The sequence below is a fragment of the Micrococcus sp. iso_229 genome, from assembly GCF_058072725.1.
Genome location: NZ_CM176514.1, coordinates 2,171,475 through 2,194,276 on the forward strand (window position 1 = coordinate 2,171,475; position 22,802 = coordinate 2,194,276).

At 69.2% G+C, this 22,802-nt stretch carries 24 protein-coding genes and 1 pseudogene; 10 read left to right on the forward strand and 15 right to left on the reverse strand.

Annotated elements, in window-relative coordinates:
• Positions 1-118 precede the first annotated feature (118 nt).
• Both AC3RKA_RS10020 and AC3RKA_RS10025 read left to right on the forward strand, forming a co-directional pair.
• The gene (locus AC3RKA_RS10020) at positions 119-1,489 is read left to right on the forward strand and encodes a dihydrolipoyl dehydrogenase family protein (RefSeq protein ID WP_098470886.1); all 1,371 of its coding nucleotides are present in this window, start codon (positions 119-121) and stop codon (positions 1,487-1,489) included.
• A 122-nt stretch (positions 1,490-1,611) separates the two neighbouring features.
• Positions 1,612-2,001: a heavy metal-responsive transcriptional regulator gene (locus AC3RKA_RS10025; RefSeq protein ID WP_036334145.1), complete on the forward strand. Its 390-nt coding sequence runs from the start codon at positions 1,612-1,614 to the stop codon at positions 1,999-2,001.
• A gap of 618 nt (positions 2,002-2,619) precedes the next feature.
• Here the strand turns inward: AC3RKA_RS10025 and AC3RKA_RS10030 are convergent.
• From AC3RKA_RS10030 to AC3RKA_RS10060, 7 genes are all read right to left on the reverse strand, one after another.
• Complete coding sequence (locus AC3RKA_RS10030) at positions 2,620-3,222, reverse strand: cadmium resistance transporter (protein WP_036381382.1); 603 nt, start codon at positions 3,220-3,222, stop codon at positions 2,620-2,622.
• Positions 3,219-3,578: a Cd(II)/Pb(II)-sensing metalloregulatory transcriptional regulator CmtR gene (gene cmtR / locus AC3RKA_RS10035; protein ID WP_017488126.1), complete on the reverse strand. Its 360-nt coding sequence runs from the start codon at positions 3,576-3,578 to the stop codon at positions 3,219-3,221. The genes AC3RKA_RS10030 and cmtR (AC3RKA_RS10035) overlap by 4 nt, the downstream gene beginning before the upstream one ends.
• Positions 3,579-3,777: 199 nt before the next feature.
• Positions 3,778-4,686, reverse strand: a complete 909-nt coding sequence (locus AC3RKA_RS10040) for a cation diffusion facilitator family transporter (protein WP_036313825.1) — start codon at positions 4,684-4,686, stop codon at positions 3,778-3,780.
• A 30-nt stretch (positions 4,687-4,716) separates the two neighbouring features.
• Positions 4,717-5,076, reverse strand: coding sequence for an ArsR/SmtB family transcription factor (locus tag AC3RKA_RS10045; protein WP_246418674.1), 360 nt, complete (start codon positions 5,074-5,076; stop codon positions 4,717-4,719).
• A 54-nt stretch (positions 5,077-5,130) separates the two neighbouring features.
• The gene (locus tag AC3RKA_RS10050) at positions 5,131-5,790 is read right to left on the reverse strand and encodes a vitamin K epoxide reductase family protein (RefSeq protein ID WP_036313831.1); all 660 of its coding nucleotides are present in this window, start codon (positions 5,788-5,790) and stop codon (positions 5,131-5,133) included.
• Positions 5,791-5,851: 61 nt separating this feature from the next.
• Entirely contained in the window at positions 5,852-6,592 is a 741-nt protein-coding gene (locus tag AC3RKA_RS10055; protein WP_036313834.1) for a DsbA family protein, read from the reverse strand.
• A gap of 42 nt (positions 6,593-6,634) precedes the next feature.
• Positions 6,635-7,384, reverse strand: coding sequence for a cytochrome c biogenesis CcdA family protein (locus AC3RKA_RS10060; protein ID WP_036313837.1), 750 nt, complete (start codon positions 7,382-7,384; stop codon positions 6,635-6,637).
• Positions 7,385-7,536: 152 nt separating this feature from the next.
• Here AC3RKA_RS10060 and cmtR (AC3RKA_RS10065) point away from each other — a divergent pair, with 152 nt between their 5' ends.
• The 3 genes from cmtR (AC3RKA_RS10065) to AC3RKA_RS10075 all read left to right on the forward strand — a co-directional run bounded on the left by cmtR (AC3RKA_RS10065) (position 7,537) and on the right by AC3RKA_RS10075 (position 10,505).
• Entirely contained in the window at positions 7,537-7,899 is a 363-nt protein-coding gene (gene cmtR / locus AC3RKA_RS10065) for a Cd(II)/Pb(II)-sensing metalloregulatory transcriptional regulator CmtR (RefSeq protein ID WP_060775722.1), read from the forward strand.
• The gene (locus tag AC3RKA_RS10070; protein ID WP_186321706.1) at positions 7,896-9,851 is read left to right on the forward strand and encodes a heavy metal translocating P-type ATPase; all 1,956 of its coding nucleotides are present in this window, start codon (positions 7,896-7,898) and stop codon (positions 9,849-9,851) included. Before cmtR (AC3RKA_RS10065) ends, AC3RKA_RS10070 begins: the two co-directional genes overlap by 4 nt.
• A 180-nt stretch (positions 9,852-10,031) precedes the next feature.
• The gene (locus AC3RKA_RS10075; RefSeq protein WP_227718746.1) at positions 10,032-10,505 is read left to right on the forward strand and encodes a signal peptidase II; all 474 of its coding nucleotides are present in this window, start codon (positions 10,032-10,034) and stop codon (positions 10,503-10,505) included.
• Positions 10,506-10,823: 318 nt separating this feature from the next.
• On the opposite strand, the gene AC3RKA_RS10080 is transcribed toward AC3RKA_RS10075, so the two are convergent.
• The gene (locus AC3RKA_RS10080) at positions 10,824-12,089 is read right to left on the reverse strand and encodes a phenylacetate--CoA ligase family protein (RefSeq protein ID WP_396831604.1); all 1,266 of its coding nucleotides are present in this window, start codon (positions 12,087-12,089) and stop codon (positions 10,824-10,826) included.
• Between the two features lie 368 nt (positions 12,090-12,457).
• Here AC3RKA_RS10080 and AC3RKA_RS10085 point away from each other — a divergent pair, with 368 nt between their 5' ends.
• Complete coding sequence (locus AC3RKA_RS10085; protein ID WP_049161458.1) at positions 12,458-13,039, forward strand: class I SAM-dependent methyltransferase; 582 nt, start codon at positions 12,458-12,460, stop codon at positions 13,037-13,039.
• A 212-nt stretch (positions 13,040-13,251) separates the two neighbouring features.
• On the opposite strand, the gene AC3RKA_RS10090 is transcribed toward AC3RKA_RS10085, so the two are convergent.
• The 3 genes from AC3RKA_RS10090 to cmtR (AC3RKA_RS10100) form a co-directional block, all read right to left on the reverse strand.
• Positions 13,252-13,872, reverse strand: coding sequence for a TlpA family protein disulfide reductase (locus AC3RKA_RS10090; RefSeq protein WP_396831605.1), 621 nt, complete (start codon positions 13,870-13,872; stop codon positions 13,252-13,254).
• Positions 13,873-14,130: 258 nt separating this feature from the next.
• Positions 14,131-14,730, reverse strand: a complete 600-nt coding sequence (locus AC3RKA_RS10095; RefSeq protein WP_060775716.1) for a cadmium resistance transporter — start codon at positions 14,728-14,730, stop codon at positions 14,131-14,133.
• Positions 14,727-15,086 carry a Cd(II)/Pb(II)-sensing metalloregulatory transcriptional regulator CmtR gene (gene cmtR / locus AC3RKA_RS10100; RefSeq protein ID WP_049161028.1) on the reverse strand — a complete coding sequence of 120 codons (360 nt, stop codon included), beginning with the start codon at positions 15,084-15,086 and terminating at the stop codon, positions 14,727-14,729. Before cmtR (AC3RKA_RS10100) ends, AC3RKA_RS10095 begins: the two co-directional genes overlap by 4 nt.
• Before the next feature lie 452 nt (positions 15,087-15,538).
• On the opposite strand from cmtR (AC3RKA_RS10100), the pseudogene AC3RKA_RS10105 reads away from it, so the two are divergent.
• Positions 15,539-16,108 (forward strand): annotated as a pseudogene (locus tag AC3RKA_RS10105) (recombinase family protein); the annotation flags it as partial.
• Positions 16,109-16,386: 278 nt separating this feature from the next.
• On the opposite strand, the gene AC3RKA_RS10110 reads toward AC3RKA_RS10105, so the two are convergent.
• The 3 genes from AC3RKA_RS10110 to AC3RKA_RS10120 all read right to left on the reverse strand — a co-directional run bounded on the left by AC3RKA_RS10110 (position 16,387) and on the right by AC3RKA_RS10120 (position 18,516).
• The gene (locus AC3RKA_RS10110; protein WP_143741595.1) at positions 16,387-17,124 is read right to left on the reverse strand and encodes a hypothetical protein; all 738 of its coding nucleotides are present in this window, start codon (positions 17,122-17,124) and stop codon (positions 16,387-16,389) included.
• A gap of 284 nt (positions 17,125-17,408) precedes the next feature.
• A complete protein-coding gene (locus AC3RKA_RS10115) occupies positions 17,409-17,582 on the reverse strand; it encodes a hypothetical protein (RefSeq protein WP_179891580.1) in 174 nt (57 codons plus the stop codon).
• Positions 17,583-17,847: 265 nt separating this feature from the next.
• The gene (locus AC3RKA_RS10120; protein WP_396831608.1) at positions 17,848-18,516 is read right to left on the reverse strand and encodes a S41 family peptidase; all 669 of its coding nucleotides are present in this window, start codon (positions 18,514-18,516) and stop codon (positions 17,848-17,850) included.
• Between the two features lie 798 nt (positions 18,517-19,314).
• On the opposite strand from AC3RKA_RS10120, the gene AC3RKA_RS10125 reads away from it, so the two are divergent.
• Both AC3RKA_RS10125 and AC3RKA_RS10130 read left to right on the forward strand, forming a co-directional pair.
• Positions 19,315-19,719 (forward strand): GNAT family N-acetyltransferase, encoded by a 405-nt coding sequence (locus AC3RKA_RS10125; RefSeq protein ID WP_206397498.1) that lies wholly within the window; start codon positions 19,315-19,317, stop codon positions 19,717-19,719.
• 417 nt (positions 19,720-20,136) lie between these two features.
• Entirely contained in the window at positions 20,137-21,207 is a 1,071-nt protein-coding gene (locus AC3RKA_RS10130) for a GNAT family N-acetyltransferase (protein WP_489727212.1), read from the forward strand.
• A gap of 23 nt (positions 21,208-21,230) precedes the next feature.
• On the opposite strand, the gene AC3RKA_RS10135 is transcribed toward AC3RKA_RS10130, so the two are convergent.
• Positions 21,231-22,106 carry an ArgP/LysG family DNA-binding transcriptional regulator gene (locus AC3RKA_RS10135; protein WP_250162072.1) on the reverse strand — a complete coding sequence of 292 codons (876 nt, stop codon included), beginning with the start codon at positions 22,104-22,106 and terminating at the stop codon, positions 21,231-21,233.
• Between the two features lie 71 nt (positions 22,107-22,177).
• Here AC3RKA_RS10135 and lysE point away from each other — a divergent pair, with 71 nt between their 5' ends.
• A complete protein-coding gene (gene lysE / locus AC3RKA_RS10140; protein ID WP_250162071.1) occupies positions 22,178-22,792 on the forward strand; it encodes an L-lysine exporter in 615 nt (204 codons plus the stop codon).
• The last annotated feature ends 10 nt before the right edge of the window (positions 22,793-22,802 follow it).

Sequence of the window (22,802 nt, forward strand, 5' to 3'; positions counted from 1 at the left end):
TGGAGGGCTTGCACGGGTTCAGTACCGGTGCAGGAGGCGGGCCGGGGCCGGTGCGAGATGTTGACGAAGGACCGGAAAGAGCCGGGAAAGATCCGCTGAATCTGAAGGAGAAATTCTCATGAGTGAACATTTCGATGTTGCCGTCCTCGGTCTGGGCCCAGGCGGGGAGGTCGCGGCCGACCGGCTTCTGAAAGCCGGGAAGAACGTCGTGGTCTTCGAGCGGGAACTAATCGGCGGGGAATGCGCCTACTGGGCGTGTATCCCTTCCAAGACCGTCCTGCGGCCGCCGGAAGCGCGCACGGAAGTTCAACGGGCCGCCGGTGTCTCCGGCGCCGAACTGGACTGGGCTGCCACTGCAAAGTACCGGGACTACATGATCCGGAACCTCGATGACCAGGCACAGGTCGACGGGTACATCAAAGAGGGCGCCGTGGTGATCAAGGACGAAGCTCGGATTACCGGACCGGGCCGGATCCAGGCTGGAGACCGCGAGATCACAGCCGAGCACATCATTATCGCCACCGGCTCCGACGCCGTGATCCCACCGTTGGACGGCACCGACCAGATCACGGCCTGGACGAACCGTGAAACCTACACCACCAGCACGCTCCCCGAGCGGGCGGTCATCATCGGCGGCAGCGCCGTCGGCGTGGAAACCGCGACGTTCCTGGCCCGCTTCGGAGTGGCCATCACCCTGATCCACTGCGGCGAGAGGTTACTGGACCGCGAAGGGCCCCGGGTGGGGGAACTTGCCCACCAGTACCTGCAGGAGGCCGGCATCGACATCCGGCTGGCCACCTCCGCCGTCCAGGCGCGGCGCGAGGGAGCCGACAGCATCATCGAGCTTCAGACACGCGACGGCGATCCAGCCGGTGAGGTGGCAGCAGACGTCGTGATCTTCGGTACCGGCCGCACACCACGCACCGAAGGACTCGGCTTCGAACACGCTGGCGTAACCCTCGGCGACCACGGAGAAATCCAGATCGACGACCACTGCCGCGCCGGCGAAAACACGTGGGCCATCGGCGACGTCACCGGCATCATGCCTTTCACCCACGTCGCGAAGTACCAAGGCCGGATCGCCGCCGACGCCATCCTCGGCCGACCCCACCCGGCCACCTACGACGGCATACCGCGTGTCGTATTCACCGACCCCGAAATCGCCGGCGCCGGACTAACCCAGGAACAGGCAACGAAGCAGGGCATCCGCACCATCGCCACGGAACTGGACCTCGCCGACGCCATCGCCCGACCCTGGACCTACGAGCAGGACCCCCGCGGGCACCTCGGCCTACTCGCCGACGCCGACCGGAAGATCCTCATCGGAGCCTGGGCCGTCGGCCCCATGGCCGGAGAGTGGATCCACCACGCCTCCCTCGCCATCCGCACGCAACTGCCGATCGACACGCTCCTGGACCAGGTCGCCCAATTCCCGACCTACCACGAGGCCTACCAGGTCGCCCTCGAACAACTCGACCTCACCCCCTAACCGGGTCGAGAAACGTACAGGCGGGAGCACGAAGGAATTGGCACACCACAAAGACCCCCATCACCTTCGTGATCTTCCAGCAAAATGGAAGATTACGGAGTCTTTCGAGAACGAGGTGAAGCATGCGTATCGGTGAAGTAGCGGCGGCCTCCGGCGTGACGACCAAGGCCTTGAGGTTTTACGAGGAGCGAGGGCTCCTGCCGCAGGCCGACCGAGCCACCAACGGCTACCGCGACTATCCAGAGGACACGATCGTCAGGCTTGAATTCATCCGGCGCAGCCAAGTTGCCGGCCTCACTCTGGCCGAAATCCTCGACATCCTCCAAATCCGGGATGCTGGCACGGCGCCGTGCGGCCACGTGCGTGATCAGCTTGCCGAGCACCTGACGAACCTGGACAGGCACATCGCCGAACTCACCGCGCTCAGAGAAACCGTTGCCGGCCTTCACGGAACCGCCGCGGCCGGCGACCCCGCTCAGTGCAATGCCGAAGTCATCTGTAGCTACCTTTGATCATCGGCACATCCACAACCAGACGTTTCAACGGAATCACTCAGCGACGACGAGCCGCAATCCATAAGCCGCACCGCCGGCAGACGTAAGCCGCGCCATCCGCCAACGCGTGCAACCTGCTCAACGGCAGACGCCGCCCACAGCACGAACAGTGCGCACTGGTGTCGCTGGTTTGGACCATTGTCCATCGTAAGACCGACTCTTCAACCACAGGCCCTCTAGGGCGGGGTCTAGGATTTCACGACAAAACGTTTGTTGCGCCAGGGGTGCCTATGAAACCCGCCGTCAGCCGGACGTAGAACCTGTCGTCTGCGGAAAGCTCAGATCCGATCACCCACCTGATTAGCAGGCCTTAAAGCGTTACAAAAACCACGCCATTTAGCGCTGCGATTCACACCGTCTCTGACGTGATGGTCTCGTGGGCGGGCGGGGAGTGTAAAGGGGTATACCCCTTTACACGCCCTGCCCTGTGGCTTCGTTCGCTTGGTGGCGGGGTTTTTGCAGCGCTCCGTGGCGGTCTTGTTGCCGCGATCACGCAGGACTGGCTGCAGGTAGGTGTCGCGGTCTGAACCGAGAGGGGTGCGCCCGGTCGGGGCCGTTTGGATCGCTGCCGCTACGTCAGAGTCCGAAGGCCCCGCCGCTGACGAGGATCACGATGCCGAGGCCGATGAGAACGATGGGGAAGAGGACGTGCTCCCAGCGTTCGAGCACTTCGGCGATCGGGGGGCGGGTGGCGACGAACTTTGCCAGGGCCACCAGGACCGCGACGAGCGCGAGGAAGACGATGCAGTAGGCGACTACTGCGAGAGGTTCCACGCTGAGGAAGACAGGGGTGTAGACGCCGATGTTGTCGCCGCCGTTGGCAAGGGTGACGCCTGCGACTGTCCACACGCCGACCTTCTTGCCGGCAACCTTGGCCTCGTCGTCATCGTCGTCATCGTCTCCGCGCCAGGCCTGCCATGCGGCCCAGAGGCCGAGGCCCAGAGGGATGAGACCGAAGTACGGGATGGCTGCCGAGGGCAGGAATGCTCCGGCACCGATGGTCACCAGGACCGCGGCACCGAGGATGCCGGCGAATCCGAGGTACTGGCCGGCCAGAATGCGGGCGGTAGTGCCGCGCTGGCCTGCCCCTCGCGCGAAGAAGAGGGAGAGCACGATGATGTCGTCGATGTTGGTCGCTGCGAACAGGCCCATCGCCTGCAAGACCGAGGTGAGGATCATGCGCCCTCCCCAGCTGCGTCGCATCCGGGAAGCGAGCAGGCGGGATCGATGCACGGGGCGTCTTCGTCCACTGCCAGGGTGGCATCGACCAGTGCCGTCAGCGCCTGCGCCAGGTGCGAATCGGCGATCTCATATCGTGTCCGACGACCCTCGGGCTCGGAGACGACGATCCCGCAATCGCGCAGGCATGCCAGGTGGTTGGACACGTTCGGGCGCGTCAGGTCCAGATCTCGGGCCAGTTCCGCCGGGTAAGCGGGATGGTCGAGCAGGGTCAAGATGATCCGGGATCGAGTGGGGTCGGCCAGTGCACGACCCAGGCGGTTCATCACGTCGAGACGCGAAGCAATAGTCATCATGGACTGAACTATACAGCGCGAACTGAACACTCGGTCACAGGCGTCAGCCCAGATCGCATGCCCGTAAGGGGATCCAGGACCGGGCCCCGAAGGCGGCGGCCAGCCCGGCCAGGTACAGGGCCAGGGCGAGGGCGGCGGTGGTGGCGGTCATGCGGGTCCCCTCGGGATCGTGCGCTGTGCTCCCCGACCCCGACGGGGGTCAGTGGTGGGTGGGGTGTTCGTGATGGGCGTGGGCGGCGGGTTCGAGTTGGAAGGTGGAGTGGTCGATCGCCACGTCGAAGTGCTCGGCGACGCAGTGTTGGAGCTGGTCCAGGATCTGGGGGGCGTGCCCGTCGTGGAAGCAGTGGTCCTCGACGACGACGTGGGCGCTGAGCACGGGGACCCCGGTGGCGATCTGGGAGGCGTGCAGGTCGTGCACGGACACCACGTGCGGCACCGCTTCAAGGTGGTCCCGAACCTCGGCGAGGTCCAGGTCCCGGGGGGTGGATTCGAGCAGGATGTGCGCGGCCTCGGCCAGGATCTTCAGGGTGCGGGGCACAATCAACACGGCGATGAGCATCCCGGCCACGGCGTCGGCCTGCGCCCAGCCGGTGGTGGCGATGACCAGGGCGCTGGCGATCACGGCCACCGAGCCCAGCGCATCGTTGAGGACCTCCAGGAACGCGGCGCGCATGTTCAGGTTGGCCCCGCGGCCGGAGCCGAGGACGGCCAGCGAGGCGAGGTTACCGGCCAAGCCGAGGATCCCGAACAGCAGCAGAGGGCCGGAGGCTACCTCGGGCGGGGCGAACAGTCGCTGCAGGCCCTCGATGAAGGCGTAGAGACCCACGGCCAGCAGGATGGCGGCCTGGGCCAGGGCGGCCAACACCTCGGCGCGCAGGAACCCCCAGGTGCGCCGGGCCGTGGGCGGCCGGGCCATCAGGGTGGAGGCCAGCAGGGCCATCAGCAACCCGCCAGCGTCGGTGAGCATGTGCGCCGCGTCCACCAGTAGGGCCAGGCTGCCGGTGATCAGCGCCCCGGCCACCTCGGCCAGCAGCACCGCCGTGGTGATGGCGAAAGCGACCGCCAGCCGCCAGCGGTGCGCCGGCGAGGCGTGGTGGTGTGCACCCATTAACTGTGTCCTCCTTCTCCGGGACCGGGCTCAGGCCGCGGCGGGGCCGTCGGGGCCCGGGGTGCCGGAGTGTGGGCAGAGCTCGACCGCGTGCCCGGTGACCGTCAGCAGCCGCTCGGCGGCGGCCAGCACCTGAAGCAGCTCGGGCTCGGCGGCCAGGGCGTACAGCGAGGCCCGGCCCACCGGCCGGGAGGCCACCAACCCGCAGCCGGCCAGGCAGGCCAGGTGCGCACTGACCGTGGACTGGGCCAACCCGAGGTGCTCGGTCAGCTCGCGCACCTTGTGCTCCCCGGTGGCCAGGTGCCGCAGGATCGCCAACCGGGTGGGGTCGGAGAACCCGTGGAACAGCGCCGCCGCCGGGGACACCCCCGGCTCCTTAATCATCGTCATACGACGATGATAGCGCCTTCAGTCGATAATGGCGAGGTCGCGCCCCAGGACCGGTCAGAAGCCGGTGAAGGCGGGGAGGAACTGGACGAAGACCGAGCCGGCGACGGCGACGTAGGCGACGGCGATGAGGGTCCCGGCCCAGCCGGTGGCGAACCGGACCACCCCCGGCGGGGCGGGGATCACGCCGTGGGCGAGGTTGCGGGCGGTGAGCAGGAGGAACAGGGGGATCATGGCCGCCCAGACGATCATGCAGTACAGGCAGAGGATGTAGATCTCGTACAGGGCCTGGAACCACAGCCAGGCCACGAACCCTATCCCGAGGGTGACCCCGGCCTGCAGCCCGAGCCAGTACCCGCGGCCGGGCCGGGCCCCGGAGAGCACGACCATCGCGGTGGAGATCACCACGGCGAAGGCGACGATGCCGATCAGCGGGTTGGGGAAGCCGAACAGCTCGGACTGCCAGGTGCCCATGACCCGTCCGCAGGACACCCAGGGGTTGATGTCACAGCTGGTGGTGTGGCCGGGGTTCTCGTAGAGGGCGAGGCGTTCGAGGACCAGGGTCGCCGAGGCGATCCAGCCGACGGCGCCGGTGACGAGCAGCACCAGGCCGAAGGCCCGGCGCCCGGTGAACCACGCCGGGGCCGGCGCCGGGCCGGCTGCCGATACTGGGGAGGCGGCGCTCGGGGCGGTGGGCTCGGTGAGCCGGTCGGTCATGGGAAGTCCTTTGCTCTCGGTCCTCTGCTCTGGCCCGGGTGGCCGCGGATGGTCCGGGCGGTCAGTCCTGGGTGGCGGCCTCGACGGCGGCGGTGAACTCTTCCAGGCTGTTCACGGTGAGCGGCTCACCGTCGAGGTAGAAGGTCGGGGTCCCGGCCACGCCCAGGGCGGTGCCGTCGGCCACGTCCAGCTCGACCCGGTCCCGGGTGGCCGGGTCGGCCACCGCGGCATCGTAGGCGGCCATGTCCAGGCCCAACTCTTCGGCGTAGGCCCGGAAGACCGGGCTGCGGTCCTCCGTGGTGTGGCTCCACTCGGTCTGGGTCTCGAACATCTTCTGGTACATCGACTCGTAGGCGCCCTGCTGGGCAGCGGCCTCCACGGCGATGGCCGCGGTGACCGAGTTCGGGTGGCCCGGCAGCGGGAAGTACCGGTGCACGAAGGTCACGGTGTCCGCATACTCGGCGCGCAGGTCCTCCACGAAGGGGTAAGCCGCCGCGCAGGCCTCGCACTCGAAGTCCAGGAACTCCACCAGCACGGCCTTCTCATTGGGGGCCTGCGAGAGCACCCGGCTATTCTCCCGCACCAACTGACCGGCAGACCCAGTCGACTGCCCGGTGGACTGGGCGGTGGACTGGTTGGGGTCCTGCTGCTGGGCGGTGGCGGTCCCGCGGGCCACAAGGTAACCGATGAGGGCGGCGGCCACGACCAGGCCCAGCAGCACCCAGACCACGATCTTGGCCCGGCGCTGCCGGGACGGGGTGGGAGAAGACGGGGTGGAAGCGGTGGGGTCAGGGGAAGTCACGAGCGGTCCAATCCGTGAGGTGGGGGGCGTGTGCGGGCGGGGTTAGACGGGGGTGGTGAAGGTGCCGGCCAGGTTCTGCAGCTGGTAGATCCACAGGGTCCAGATCCCGGTGACCATCAGCACCCCGACGAGCACCAGCAGTACCCCGCCGATGATGTTGAAGGCGCGGATGTGGCGGCGGACGAAGCCCAGCGTTCGGGTGACCCAGTCCAGGCCCATCGCCACCAGCACGAAGGGGATGCCCAGGCCCAGACAGTAGAGGAAGCCCAGCAGGGCCCCGCGCCAGGGGTCCCCGGTGGTGGTGCTCAACGCCAGCACGGCGCTGAGGGTCGGGCCCATACACGGGGTCCAGCCCAGGCCGAAGACCACCCCGAGCAGCGGGGCCCCGGCGATCCCGGTCCTGGGCTGGAAGGACATCCGCCGGGTGTTCTGCAGGAACGGCAGCCAGCCGATGAGCACCAGGCCCATCAGGATCACGAACACCCCCAAGGCCCGGATCAGCGCGTCCTGCCACTGCAACAGCCACCCGCCGATCACCCCGAAGGCGGCCCCGTAGAGGGTGAACACCGCGGCGAAGCCCATAATGAACAGTCCCACCCCGGTCATCACCCGGCGCCGGTTGTCCGCCCGGCGCGGGTCGGCCAGCCCGGAGACATACCCCAGGTATCCGGGCACCAGCGGCAAGATGCACGGGGAGAGGAAGGACACCAGCCCGGCGACCACGGCCAGCGGCATCGCCACCAGCAGTGCCCCGGACTGGACCATCTCGGCGAAGAACCCACCCAGGCTCATGGCCGTCCTCCTCGGCCCCGGCAGCGGCGATGCGGGAAGGTGGGGCAGCAACGGGCAGTCACGGAGGGTCCTCACTGATTCAATCGATCGGGGTCGCCCGGCCCGGGCGAAACCCCGCAAGAGACTACAGCGCAGGCTGTATAGTTCACCACATGCTGACGATTGCGACACGGTTGGACGTGATGAACCGGCTGGGCCGGGCGATGGCCGACCCCACCCGATCCCGGATCCTGCTGTCCCTGCTGGAGGGCCCCGGGTATCCGGCCGAGCTGGCCCAGGCCCTGGGGCTGAGCCGGTCGAACGTGTCGAACCACCTGGCCTGCCTGCGGGACTGCGGGATCGTGGCCGTCGAGCACCAGGGCCGCCGCACCCGGTACGCGATCGTCGATGCGCACCTGGCCCGGGCGCTGAGCAGTCTGCTCGAGGTGACCCTCGCGGTGGATGCCTCCGCGCCCTGCCTGGACCCGGGCTGCCCGGTACCCGGGTGCTGCGACACGGCGGAGGTGGCCTCGTGAGCGCCGCCTGCGGCTGCGAGGCCCCGACCCCCACTCCCGGTGCACCCGAGGAGCACGAGGAGCACCGGCCGTGGTGGCGCGATGCAGCCATCCTGCTCCCGGCGCTCTCCGGGCTGGCGTTCCTCACCGGGCTGGTCCTGGAATGGTCCGGGGCCGGTCTCGTGGCCACGGTGGTGTTCTGGGTCGGGCTGGTGCTGGGCGCCTGGACCTTCGTGCCCGGGGCGCTGCGCGGATTGTTCACCCGGGGCCGGCTCGGGATCGGACTGCTGATGACGATCAGCGCCATCGGCGCGGTGATCCTGGGCTACATCGAGGAGGCCGCCGCCCTGGCGTTCCTGTACTCCATCGCCGAGGCCCTGGAAGACAAGGCCATGGACCGGGCCCGGGCGGGCCTGCGCGCCCTGCTGAAACTGGTGCCCGAGACCGCGACCATCCGGGCCGGCGGGGCCACGGTGGAGGTCGAGGCCAAGGACCTGCGACCCGGGCAGGTGCTCGTGGTCCGGCCCGGGGAACGGGTCGCCACCGACGGGATCGTGCGTACCGGGCGCAGTTCCCTGGACACCTCGGCGATCACCGGCGAGTCCATCCCGGTCGAGGTCGGCCCGGGAGACACCGTCTCGGCCGGGTCGATCAATACCGCCGGGGCCCTGGAGATTGACGCCACCGCCGCCGGCACCGACAACTCCCTGACCACCATCGTGCACCTGGTCGAACAGGCCCAGGCCGAGAAGGGGGACCGGGCCCGGCTGGCCGACCGGATCGCGAAGCCCCTGGTGCCCGGGGTGCTCATCCTGGCCGTGCTCGTCGCGGCCCTCGGGTCCCTGCTCGGGGACCCGGAACTGTGGATCACCCGCGCCCTGGTGGTGTTGGTGGCCGCCTCGCCCTGCGCGCTGGCCATCGCGGTGCCGGTCACCGTGGTCTCGGCGATCGGCGCGGCCAGCCGGTTCGGGGTGGTCATCAAATCCGGGGCCGCCTTCGAGCGCCTCGGCGGGATCCGCCACCTGGCGGTGGACAAGACCGGGACCCTGACCCGCAACCAGCCCACCGTCACCGCCGTGCTCGCCGCCCCCGGCATCACCGAGGACCAAGTGCTGGGCTGGGCCGCGGCACTGGAACAGCACAGCACCCACCCGTTGGCCGCGGCCATCACCGCCGCCACCCCGGACACGCCCGCGGCCGAGGGCGTCACCGAGACCGCCGGGCACGGGATCACCGGCCGCCTGGACGGGGCTACCGTCACCGTCGGCAGCCCCCGCTGGCTGGCCCCCGGCCCCCTGGCGGCCCAGGTCCAGGGGCTGGAGGACCAGGGCATGACCGTGGTCATCATCCACCGCGACGGGGCGGTCGCCGGGGCCATCGGGGTCCGTGACGAACTGCGCCCTGAGGTCCCCACCGTCGTGACCACCCTGACCGGCCAGGGCATCGGCCTGACCATGCTCACCGGGGACAACGCCCGCACCGCCCGGGCGATCGCCGACCAGGCCGGCATCGACGACGTGCGCGCCGAGTTGCGCCCCGAGGACAAGGCCACCGCCGTCCACCAGTTGACCGGCACCCGGCCCACCGCGATGATCGGTGACGGCATCAACGACTCTCCCGCCCTGGCCGCCGCCGAGGTCGGCATCGCCATGGGCGCCACCGGCTCGGACGCAGCCATCGAATCCGCCGATGTCGCCTTCACCGGCCACGACCTGCGCCTGATCCCCCAAGCTCTGGCCCACGCCCGCCGCGGCCGGGCCATCATCAATCAGAACATCATTCTCTCGCTGCTGATCATCGCCGTGCTGCTGCCGCTGGCCATCACCGGCGTCCTCGGCCTGGCCGCCGTGGTCCTGGTCCACGAGGTCGCCGAGGTCATCGTCATCGGCAACGGCCTGCGCGCCGCCACCACCCGACGCACCGCCCTGGAACCCCTCACCGACCGGCAAGCCCAACCCGCCACCACGGGATGAGCTCCTACCGTGCCTGCGGGACAGAGACGCCCAGGCCCGGTGAGACCCGACCTGTCCGGTCCATCCGGTACCTGCCAGCGATTTCACAGGTCGCGCCGGGGTCAGCAGATCCACTGAGGCGCCGGGAAACGGGCGCATCGCGAAAGGACACGAATGAACCACCGGCGCAGGTACCCCCTGGTGCTCTTGACCATTGCGATCGGGGCCGGCGTAGTGGTCCTGGACCAGGTGACCAAGTGGTGGGCGGAGAACAGCCTGTCCACGGGCGAGCGAGTCCCGCTCCTGGGTGAGCTGCTCGGGCTCCAGCTGGCCTACAACCCCGGGGCGGCCTTCTCGTTCGGGGCCAACTCGACCTGGATCTTCACCATCATCTCGGCGGTGGCGGTCGCCGCGGCGATCTGGTTCACCCTCCGGGTCCGTACCGTGTCCTGGGCGATCGTGATCGGGTGTCTCGGCGGCGCGGTGACTTCCCACCTGGGTGACCGGCTCCTGCGCCCACCGTCATTCGGGCAAGGCCACGTGGTGGACTTCCTCGCCTACGGGAACTGGTTCATCGGCAACATCGCGGACATCTTCATTGTCGGCGGGGCGCTGGCCGCGGTCCTCCTGACCGCCACGGTGCCCGACCGGGGCACCGTCGACGCCGCGCGATAACCACTACTAGGACTCCCCTCCGCGGCCCGCTGCAGTCGGTCCCCCCTAGGGAGTCAACCTGCCGGCGCCGTACGAGACCACACGGTGATCTTGGCGGGGTGGGGCGGTGCGACAGGTGGGTGGCACGCCTCGACGCCGGTCGGCGATGGAGCAGAAGCCCCGGCCCTGGGAACGACAGACCATATCCGCGTCCCGACCCCGGTGCTCCTGACCCCTGTGGTCAAGGGGCCGATCGTGCACAGGCCGACGGCCGAGGGATGACCCGGGTGGGGCGATGAGGGGCGCGCAGTTGCCAACGGAGCGGGCAACGACTGGCGGTCAAGGCAGCGGGATGACTGCGCGGAACTTGCCACCCGGGGTCAGCTGGGGCGGCCCGTCGCCGCGCGCCACGGTCACGTGGTCGAGTCCGTGGTCCACCAGCAGGCGCCGGACCTCGGTATGCACCGCCTGCCACACGCGCTCGGGGTCAGTTCCGGCGGAGGACTGCAGCCGGACCTCGAGGCGTGTGGGAGCGGTGTGCACGAACTGGACCAGTTCGACGCCGGGAACGCGTGTGACCCAGGCGGTGACGGTCAATGACGCGAGCACCACCGGCTCGCCGGCGGGGGTGTGGAAGGTGAGCAGGTCGGCGGTGCGGCCCCGCACCCGGATGGCGGGCAGTGGGTCCCCACAGGGGCAGGGATCGGGCCGGACAAAGACGGCGTCGCCGAGGTCATAGCGCAAGATCGGCTGGACCTTGTTCGCGAGGTTGCTGAGCAAGGCGGTGTGGGAGGGTTGGCCGGGTGGGACCGGGCGGTGCTCGGCGTCGACCGGTTCCAGAAGCACCCAGTCGCTGTTGACGTGAAGCCACCCGTGCTGGCAGCTGTAGGTGAGGAAGGGGCACTCGGTGGCGGCGTAGCCCTGGCGGACCTTGGCGTGGAACGTGGCGGCGATCCTGTCGTACTCGCCCTCCGGCAGCCCCTCGGCGGACAACACGACCAGCACCGGGTCGAGGTGCAGGCGGCCGGCGCGCTGCTCGGCGGCCAGTAGCGCGCCCATCGTGGCGTACGGGGCGAGGATGGCCGGGCGGAAGCCGTTGAGCCCGGCGACCAGCTGCGCCATGGGGGTGTGCACGCCGAACACCCCGATCCGGTCGCGGCGCCACCGGTTCTTGCGCAGCGCGGCAGCGGCGGCGGAGGCGTAGTGGCCCCCGGTAGCGTTGACCATGGCGACGCGCCCACCGCGGGTGAGCATCCGGAGCACATCGGCGGGAGTGAGCCACGCCCCGAGCAACCGCGCCAACAGGGCGGTGGTCACCGCGAGGGACCGCTGGTCCCACAGGAAGATGCCCCGGGTGCCCGTGGTGCCGGAGGTGGTTCCCACCATGTAGCGGCCGAGGAACTTCTCGCCCACCAGGGCGGGGTCCTCGACGAATGCCCGCGCGGCGGACAGGGTGACGGCCCGATCGGTCACCCACTCATCGAAGTGGCGCATCAGCTCGGCCTTGCTCGTGACCGGCAGCAGCACCGGATCCGTGACGTGCTCGGGCAGGTGCTGGTAGAGCCGGCGATAGAAGGGCGACCGGGCACGCGCGAAGGCGACCATCTCGGCAAAGCGCTCGTGCCGCCGCCGATCGAGCCCCTCCCTGCCCTGGCGGTGGGCGGCGCGCGCATCGCGCAACAGCCAAGCGGCTTTCAACCATGAGCACCCCTTAGCGCTTTCATCAGCGGGCCTACGGTGCGGGCTCGCCGACCTCAACCCCGGAGGCCGCTGCCAGCGCGGTGACGGCCCGGGTGATCGCGAGGACGACACACCACCAACCGCGCCCGGCGGACCCCACCGCCACTGACGAAGGCGCCCCCTGCAGGGCCTCTCCCCAACTCACCTGGCTGTACTGGCCTTCCTCCTGATTGCGAGGCCGGATAGTGTCGTGGGGCCCGGGCCCTGTAGATCGCCCATGCTGGAGATTGCCCATGCCCAAGATGTCCGGAATCGAAACGGCGTTCTGCCGCAGTGCCCTCTGGGGACGTTTTGCCCGCGACATCATCTTGCCGTGGAGCCTTGGAGGGCAAGACCTCAGCGGCGACGTGCTCGAGCTCGGTGCTGGCAGCGGCGAAATGGCAGCAGCCTTGCTGCAGCGGTCCCCGGGGATGCACTTGACGCTGACCGACATCGATGAACGCATGGTCGCCACGGCGCGCAGACGCTTCCCGACCAGCCCACGCCCCACGGTGCAGCAGGCAGATTCCACGGCCCTGCCCTTCGCGGAATCCTCGTTCGACGTTGTGCTCAGCTTCCTGATGCTGCATCACGTGGTGAACTGGAAGGCGGCGGTAGCCGAAGCCGCTCGGGTGCTAAAACCAGGCGGCATGCTGATCGGCTATGACCTGACGGCCTCCCCAACCGCCAGATTGCTTCACCTGGTCGATCGATCACCTCACCAGCTCGTGGCCCCTGCCGACCTGGCTGCCACCGCGCGGCAGGTAGGCCTCGACGTCTCCATCCGCACCGGTTGGGCCGGCCACGTCATGCGGTTCCGCGCGCACAAGCACTAACCCCTACCGAGACTCGACGGCGGCCGAGCGGCGCCGGTTGGGGCCGCAGTACAGGGAACACCCCTGGGACACCGGGTTGACGAACCTGGACTTCCTCGGGCTGGGCTTCTTCGTCATGGCCACGGCGCGCTGCTGACGTGACGGGGCCCTGCCGGCGCTGGAACTGGACTGGTTCGGCACCATGGGCCACCCCTGGGGGCCACCGGTCGTGCTTAGGCCTGCTCGTCTAGCACCGTGGTGATCAGGCTGCGCAGCGTCGAAGGCTCGGCGATCCCGAGGATCCGTGCCGAGACCCGGCCCTGGCGGTCCAGCACGATGGTGGTGGGCACGGCCTGCGGCGGCACGTAATCCGTCATGGCCAGCAGCACCTGCCCGCCGCGGTCCTCCACCGAGGGATAGGTGATGCCGAAGGTGCGCTCGAAGGCCTCGGCGGTGGCGATCGTGTCCCGGACGTTCACCCCCAGAAACTGCACCCCGGCGGGTTCGAACTGCTCGTGCAGGGCCTGCAGATCGGGGGCCTCCACCCGGCACGGGGCACAGGCGGCGTACCAGAAGTTCAACACCCCCAGGTTCCCGGCCAAGTCCTCGGTGCTGACTGGCTCCCCGGAAAACAGAGTCGAGCTGAACTGCACCGGCTCCCCGCGCTCGGTCGGGGCGATCTCCAACACGGAACCGTCCCCGGCGATGTAGTTCTTGCCATCAGCGTTGCCGGCCTGGGCAGCCAGCGGATCATCCGAACTGCAGGCCGCCAGCAGCGGCAAGGACACGACTCCGGCCAGCCCGGCCAGAACCTGACGGCGCGAGGGGGTGGGCAATCGCGGACGGGATGGCATACAGCGGGAACTTTTCTCAGAACTTGGTACAGGGACCACGGCAGGGATCAGGACGTCCCGAATTCTACCGGCTGTAGAAGAACGGGCCGAACTCAGGGCTACACCGCCAGCAAGACTGAGCCATGGCAGCCGACGGGGTCTTCCAGTCGGCGGAGTGGCGGCACGGGCACTCAGCCTTATGGTCAAGGCGTGCAACGCAATTTGCGGCACTGGGAAGGCGGGGCCGAGCCGCTCGGGGTTAATGCCCGGCCCCGCAACTCAGAGCCCGAAGGCTCCACCGCTGATGAGGATGAAGACGCCCACGCCGATCAGCACGATCGGGAACAGGATGTGCTCCCAGCGCTCCAACACCTCGGCGATCGGTCGGCGAGTGGCAACGAACTTGGCCAGGCCCACCAGCACCGCGACCAGCGCCAGGAACACGACGCAGTACGCGACCACCGCGCCCGGGCCCACGCTGAGGAAGACCGGGACGTAGACGCCGATATTGTCCCCGCCGTTGGCGAAGGTCACCCCGGCCACGGTCCAGGCGGCAACCTTCTTGCCTTCAAACCGGGACTCGTCGTCATCGTCCTCGTCCCCGCGCCACCCCTGCCAGGCGGCCCACAGCCCCAGGGCCAGCGGGATGAGTCCGAAGTAGGGGATGACCTCCGGGGGCAGGAATGCCCCCGCGCCCAGCGAGATCAGCACTGCCGCGCCTAGGATGCCGATGAACCCGAGGTACTGGCCGATCAGGATCCGGGCGGTGGTCCCGCGCTGGCCCGCGCCGCGGGCGAAGAACAGCGAGAGCACGATGATGTCGTCGATGTTGGTGACCAGGAACAGGCCGATCGCCTGCAGGACTGAAGACAGGATCATGCCGCTCCCTCCGCATCGCCGCAGCCGGGCACCAAGCAGGCCGAATCCAGGCAGGGAGCCTTCTCGTTGACCGCGAGACTCACCTCGATCAGGGAACTCAGCGCACGCGCCAGGTGCGCATCGGCGACCTCATACCGGGACTGCCGACCCTCGGACACCACGACCGCGATCCCGCAGTCCCGCAGGCACGCCAGGTGGTTCGACACGTTCGAGCGCGTCAGCCCCAGGTTCCCGGCCAGCTCGGCCGGGTAGGCCGGGCCCTGCAGCAGCGTGAGCAGTATTCGTGACCGGGTGGGGTCGGCCATGGCCCGGCCCAACCGGTTCATCACATCCAAACGAGAATCTAATGTCAGCACTCGCTGAACTATACAGTGCTCAATGGACAGTCGCGGCCAAGAAGGCCCGCAGCAGATTACGCTGCTCCAAGGCCACGACGAGCGTCGCGATGCCCTCTCAAAGATTGCGGCCGGCGATGAACCAGGCCAGCCGTCTCGATAACCCCGGTCAGCGCCTCGACAGAGACCCGCCGGTTCAACCCTGCCACGCGCCGGTGCCCGCCGGCGGCCCCTGCACAGGTAAACCCCTAAGGCGGCTCCGACCATGGGCTCAGGCGTGTCCGCAAGCGGATCCCCATACGGCGCAGCGTCGACGTCATCCGCCCGATCAGTGAAGCCCGCTTCTGACATCAGTGCCGTCGACTTCTGAAAGCGACATCCTCGACGACTTCTTGTGAGGGATCGTCATGTACGCAAGCCCCGTACGGTGACGTGGGCGGTGAGGGGAGGGTAACTGCAACAATGGGGGCAGGCATGTCGGCTACGCGCGCGTCTCGACTCTCGAGCAAGACCTCTCCGCCCAACGGGAAGCACTCGAGCGCCTCGGAGTCGAGAACAAGGACATCTACTTCGACCACGGCCTGACGGGAACGACCCGCGCCCGGCCCGGGCTGCGCGAAGCGCTGGCCGCGACCCGGGACGGCGACACCCTGGTGGTGACCAAGCTCGACCGGCTGGCCCGCTCGCTCCCGGACGCGAGGGACATCGCCGACGAGCTCACCACCAAGGGAGTGGCGCTCAGTCTCGGAGGCAGCGCCTACGACCCCAACGACGCCGTCGGCCGGTTGCTGTTCAACGTGCTCGGCATGGTGGCCGAGTTTGAGGCGGACCTCATCCGCCTGCGCACCCGCGAAGGCATGGCCATCGCCAGATCCAAGGGCAAACTCAAAGGCAAGAAGCCCAAGCTCTCGCCCTCTCAGCGCAAGCACCTGCTGACGTTGCACGCCGCCGGCGAGCACACCCAAGCCGAGCTGGCCGAGCTGTTCAACGTCTCCCGCACCACCATCTACCGCGAGCTGCGCCGCACCACGACCGACACCTGACCGCGCCTGCACCGCCACTGAGCGATCACAGAAACCCGCCACCAAGCCATCACATCCACACCGGTTTGGGACCGTCTCTGACGTGATGGTCTGGTGGGCGGACGGGGTGTGTAAAGGGGTATACCCGGCTCGACGGCCAATAGGACGAGCGCGGGCAGCGGAGCCACCCTGCGCGAGACATCGGGATCGGTGGCCAAGCGCGCTGACCAGGAGGGGAGTCGTCCTGGCGCGCCGGGGAGCACGGTGGCGCCATGCGGCGGGCACTGGTGGATATGTGGTTAGGCAGTGAGCGGCGGCAGCCCGAGCAGGACGTAGATCGTGCTGAGGACCGGGATGATGCGCTGTGCAGACTCGTCCGCGAGGGTCTCAACGGCCTTGTTTCGGAAGCGCTGGATCAGGCTGGCCGGGATCCTGCCGTCGCCGTCCTCCACCTGCTCCTCAAGCATGTTCACGCGCGTCAGCAGGTCACGTACGGCGTCAGAATCGCTGACGCCCTCCTCCGCGTGCAGCACCTCGCGCAGCTGGCCAAGCTGGTCCGCCAGCGCCGGGCGGTCCTGGCTCTGGACGGTGAGGGTGACGTTGCCCCTGTGGCCGGCTAGGGCCACATTCGACCCGTTGCCGGTCTGGACGTTCTGAGTGACGGAGTTGTCGTGGTGGTTGGTCACGGAGAATCCGCTTTCTGCCGGCGGCCACACGAAGGGCGTCTGGTAGGCGGCCACGAGATCGAGGCCGGCGGACGTGAGGATGGGCCGGTACGAGCTGGTGCTGCCGGGCTCGAGGTAGCCATGAGCCTCGAGGTCAGAAGACGCCTTCTGAATCTGGCGGTCGGTGAGGGCCCGGGCCTGGAGGTCGTCGTAGACGCCGGCGTCATTGGGACGTGCCTCGGCTGCTTCCAGAAGCAGCCACTGGGCCTCGACGCGTGGGTATGCCCGAGCGACCCGCTCGGCGTCGAAGGCACACCGGGGCCGGACAGCAATTGGGATACCGCCGGCCAAGGGGGTGTTCTTGGGGATCATCTCGAGCTGCATGAGCTCTCGGGCGACGACTTGGACACGGTGGGGTGGGCACACATCAGCGGGGATGTCCCTCACGTGCTGACCGACGAGGCCGTTGGTGTGGACGTAGTTCAGGACGCGGAGGGTGAAGATCGTGGGTCGCACAAGGCCTCGCTGTTCTGTCGTGGCGGGTCACTACCCCGCCGTGCTGTGCGCTGGAACCTTCACGCTAGCGGCAAGGGCCGACGCGATAGCCCCCGGTTCCTCTAAGGAGGCCGGGGGGTCACGGGGAAAGCGTGCGGCAGTCAGGCGGAGGGTCGCCCTAGGGCCTTCCACTGCTCCTCGAGCTCGGCGCGCCAGCCCTTCGGTGGCGGCCACGGCACGCCCCAGGCGGCCAGCTGGGCCTTGGTCCATCCGCCGGCCGGCGTGCGCGCGGCAGCGACCTCGTCGGGGCTGGGTGTGCTCGGCTCGTCAGACATGCGTGGGATCCTGCCAGTTCGAGGGTGGGATTGGTGGTGGGACGTGGCTCAATCAGGCTCTCTGATCCGCGAGATCATGCGGTCCCGTCAGTTCCCGAACTACCCTGAATGGACGGTGACATCGGCCACCCCGCGCGCACACGGTCGTTTACGGCGGAGCCGATTCGCGCCGCAACGCTTGCTACTGGAGCGACCTGCCAGCGCACGCACAATCCCTTTCGTGACGGCTGGACCACGCGCCGCGGGATGCGAGCGGGCCGGGCGCTTAGGGGCAGCCGCGTTCCTGCAGCCAGATTCTCGCCGCCGTCTGAGCCGCATCAGTGCCGCCGCCCCCGTCCCTACGGATCGGCACGTCCGGGTCGACCGGGCGATCGCCCAGAACCTCGCCTCCACGATCCACAAACTCCGCCGCCGTCAGGGTGATACGGCTGCCATCGGACAGCACATGTGTCGCGTTCCCGGACCCATACCCTGACGATGACTGCCCGAACGACCTTGCATTGGGCAACCCTCGGAAGGCGGCCAGCACCGCCTCCCCCGAGGACGACGTGGACCGGTCTTGAAGCACAGCAATCGGAGCGCCATCGCGTTGTGTCCGGGGCCCCACGCTGACGAACGTCATGCCCTCGGTGCCTGCCCCGTCCTCCTGCACGGTCACTGCCGTGTCCTCGCCCGCCCGATCCCGGAAGAACATCACCGGCCCCTCCGGCAACAACGCGGAGACCCCCGAGAGCATCGGCCACATGTTCCCACCCAGGTTTCCCTGCACGTCCACCACCCACCCGCAGGTCGCGGGCGCTGCGGCGTCGATTCCGTCCGCCAGGACCATCGCGTACTCGGACGCCTGGGGATCGTCACTGGCCACGGGCAGTGCTGGCAGGCTGAGGGTGCTGACGCCATCCGTCGTGGTGACGGTCGGCAACGTGACATTCATGCGCGGTGTCTCGGAAGCGCTGGAGGTCGACCTTTCACCCCTCTCGGCTGGGTCCGGGCCGGGAGTGAAGCTCGAATGCTTCCCTCCAGCCACCCCCGTGGCATAGCGCAGGACGCTGTCGAGGTCTCGAGGTGAGCGCGCCGTCCTGGCGGTCTCCTGCACCTGGGCTCGGGCCTGCTCCCACCGCTCGCCGGAGGCGTACAGCCCGGTATCAAGGACGTCGAGGGCCCGATCTGCGTACGCCAGGGTGTCTTGATCTCCACTTGACGATCCTCCACCAGGGGTCGGCGTCCCTGGTGGAGCGGACGACGACGTGGGTGGCGATCCATCCCCGTGGGAGGCTCCACACCCGGTCAGCAGTACCGCCAGCACCACGCCCATGCAGACGACTCGCGTCCTAGGCCGTCTGGTCCAAGCGATATTCATGCGGCCAGTGTCGCATCAGACGCACGCCGAGAGGCCCCTCGGAGAGAACTCCCGTGACGCATCTGCCCAGCCACTCTCCGTGTTCGGACTAAGGGCGTAAACGGTCGTTTGTGGCTGCGCCTCCACGAGCACGAGCACGAGCACGAGCACGAGACCAGCCCCTCACACTCCGAGCGCCTCGCCCTATCTCCACTGCGCCTCCGCACTGCTATCTTCCTAGCCATGTTCACTCTCTGACGGCATCGCACTGAACACCCCACCATCACGAGAGGAACAACTGTGCCCACTGACCTTCTGACTCTTCACTTGCCGCAGCTCTACCCTGCTGACCAGCTCCCTGGAGGACTCGACTTTCGAGGGTTGGACGTTGGGATGGCCGACGATCTGGCCCAGTGCTATCTCATGAGCTACCCACCCGACGTCGCTGCCTCCGATCTAGACGAGGCGCGCGAGGAGATGAACGCGACCTTCCGCGGTGACTACGGAAAGCTGCGCGCCGATGCGAGCACTACAGCGTGGGTGGGCGGCCGTCTCGCCGGAGCCATCATGGTGGTCACCCACTCGATCTGGGACGCACACCTCACGGGTCCGTTCGTCATCGACCTCTTCATTGATCCCCACGCACGCGGGAAGGGGATCGGGCGGGCTCTGGTCCAACACGCCATCGCAACCTGCTGCGACGCCGGTGACCACACTCTGAGTCTGCGCTTCGGACAGGGCACATCCGATGCAGCCATGCGGATCTACCAGCGGCTCGGATTCCGCCCCGTGGGATAGGCAAATTCGGTCGTTAGTGACGAGGGGCCCCGCCATGCGCCGTGTGCGCCACCTCCGGCCCTGCCCGCCCGCCGCACGGCTCGCCACAACCAACCCGCTAGAGCGGCAGCCGCCCGTACGTTTCGGGCGATCCCCGGGGCGCGCGGGGGCGCCCACCTGGACACCCGGTTTTCCCGCCGACCGGATCCCGCCCGATACGCGAAGAGTCCACCGCGCGTCGCGTGGAACCTTGCCTGCATCTCGACAGCGAAGGCCCTTGCCCACCGATCCGCGTCGTGACATAGTTCACCCCATGATGCAGCAGCAGTGACCCCGTGGGTCCGACGACCCACCACCGGCCCTCCCCGCGCGCCCGTCTCGAGCACGGCTCGACGGGTGCCTCTGCGCCCACCCCTTTCTGCAGAAAGCAGTCACCGCATGCCTGACATCATCGAATTCCCCCTGCCCGCCTCGTCGGACGACCCCCACTGGCGGGCCTACTGCCAGCTCGGAGACGAGTACAACCACGAGCTGATCGGCACGACCGAGTGGGACGAGACCCCCACGGACGCGCTCATCCAGGCCGCCGCCGAGACCGACCACACGCTGCGCCGCTACCTGGCGTACGTCGACGGCGAGGCGGTCGGCTACGCCCGTGTCCTGATCAACCACGTCGACGACCCTGACGCGGCCGCCCTCAACGTCTACGTCCACCCGCGGCACCGCGGACGCGGCCACGGCCGGGCACTGGCCGAGCGGCTCGTCCTGGACACCGCCGGCCTCACCCGTTTCGAGACCTGGCCGCTGACGCCGCGGCCGGTGGCCGGGCAACGCGCGCTCACCCCGCCCAACGGCGCTGGCGCGGTGCCCGCCGAGCATCCGGGTGTGCGTCTCGCCCAGTCCTACGGCTTCGCGCTCGTCCAGATCGAGCGGGTGAGCCGGTATGACTTCGCCGATCCGGGGATCGACCCCGCCGTCGCCCTGGCCGAGGCCGAACGCGCCTCGTCGGGCTACGAGCTCCACGCCTGGGAGGGCGCTGCCGACACGTCCCTGCAGGACGACCTCGCCGTCCTCAAGGCCCGCATGGCCACGGACGTGCCCTCCGGGGAACGCACCGTGGTGGAGCAGGTGTGGGACGCGGCCCGCGTGCGTCGCATGGACGAGCAGATCCTCACGACCGGGCGGCTCTTCCGCGCGGTGGCGCGGCACCGCGCCACCGGTCGGATCGTCGCCCTGAGCGAGCTGGTGGCGCCCCGCTCGCGCCCCGACGGGCTCATCGACCAGTGGGACACCATCGTGCTGCCCGAGCACCGCGGCCACCGCCTCGGCATGCGCGTGAAGGCGGCGAACCTCATCGCCGTGCGCGACGCGCTGCCCGAGGCCCGCGCGATCATCACGTGGAACGCCGAGGAGAACCGGCACATGCTCGACGTCAACGAGGCGCTGGGCTTCCGGCCTGTGCTGGCCGAGGCATCCATGGAGGCGTCGGCACCGCTGCGACGTCGCTGACGGCCCGCGACCTCGGTGCCGCCTCACCCCCGCTCGAGCGTCCGCTGGGCCGCCTCCCGCACTGCCCGTGTGAGCCGCACCAGGCGCGTCACGGGCAGTGTGGCCGCCTGCCAGTACAGGGGCACGAGGACGTCGTCGAGCCCGGGCACGCGAACCAGCCGGCCGGCGCGCACGTCCTCGACGGCCTGGGCGTCCACGAGCATCCCCCACCCCAGGCCGGCCCGGACGGACCGGTGGAACCCGTCGAACGACGGCGCCAGGTGCGTGGGCGGGGCGACGTCTAGCCCGGCGCCGCTCAGCGCGAGGCGCTGCAGGTCGTCCTTCGCGTTGTAGCGCATCATGGGCATCGCGCCGAGGTCGACGACGTCGCCCGCCGCATGCCGCGCGAGCAGGGCGGGCGCCACGAGCGGGACGTAGCGCATGCTCCCCAGCGACTCCGCCGCGCACCCCTGGACCGGCTGCGGCTCCGTGGTGACGGCGGCCAGCACCTCGCCGCGGCGCAGCAGCCGGGCGCTGTGGTCCTGGTCCTCGACGTGCAGGTCGAGGACCGTGTCGTCCCAGTCGGCGGCCTCCGCCAGGACGGGCCCGAACCACGTGCCCAGCACGTCGGCGGGCACGGCCAGAGAGGTGACGCTGCGCCCGGCCGCCGTGCGGCCCAGCCCGGCCCACGCCTCCTGTTCGAGCACCCGCATGTGCCGGGCCACGCGCACCAGGCCGACGCCGGCCTCGGTGGGCTCGCAGGGTGTGCCGCGCCGGAGCAGCACCTGGCCCACCTCCCGCTCCAGGGCGCGGATGCGCTGGCTGACCGCGGAGGCGCTGACGCCGAGCTCGTACGCGGCCGCCTCGAACGAGCCCTCGTCCGCGATCGCACGCAGCGCCTGCAGCTGATCCAGGTTCATGAAGCAGAGCTTAGGCGTCTGCAGTTCTCTTCGTTTGGCTCAGGCCTGACCGGGCCCTAGCGTCCTCACCCATGTGGACCCTCGCCGGCACCGGCCTGCTCACCGGACTCGCCCTCATCGTCGCCATCGGCGCCCAGAACGCCTTCGTGCTCCGCCAGGGCGTGCGCCGGGAGCATGTGGGCGCCGTCGTGCTGGTGTGCATGGCCTCGGACGCCGTGCTGATCCTGGCCGGCACCGCCGGGGTGGGCGCGCTCGTGCAGGCCGTGCCGTGGCTGCTCGAGGTGCTGCGCTGGGGCGGCGCCCTCTACCTGCTCTGGTTCGCGGTCTCCTCCCTGCGTGCCGCGCTGCGCCCGCAGGGGCTCGTGGCCGAGCAGGCACCGCGCACCGCGGGTTCGGTCATCGCCACCACGCTCGCGCTGACCTGGCTCAACCCGCACGTCTACCTGGACACCGTGGTGCTGCTGGGCAGCCTCGCCAACCAGCACGGTCCCGACGCGCGGTGGGTCTTCGCCGCCGGCGCCGTCGCCGCCTCGGTGCTGTGGTTCACGGCGCTCGGCTACGGCGCGCGTCTGCTGGCCCGGGTGCTCGCCGACCCGCAGGCGTGGCGCGTGGTGGATGTGGTGATCGCGGTGGTCATGGCGGTGCTCGCGGCCCGGCTCATCGCCGGTTCCGGCGTGTGGGGGTGAGCAGACACCG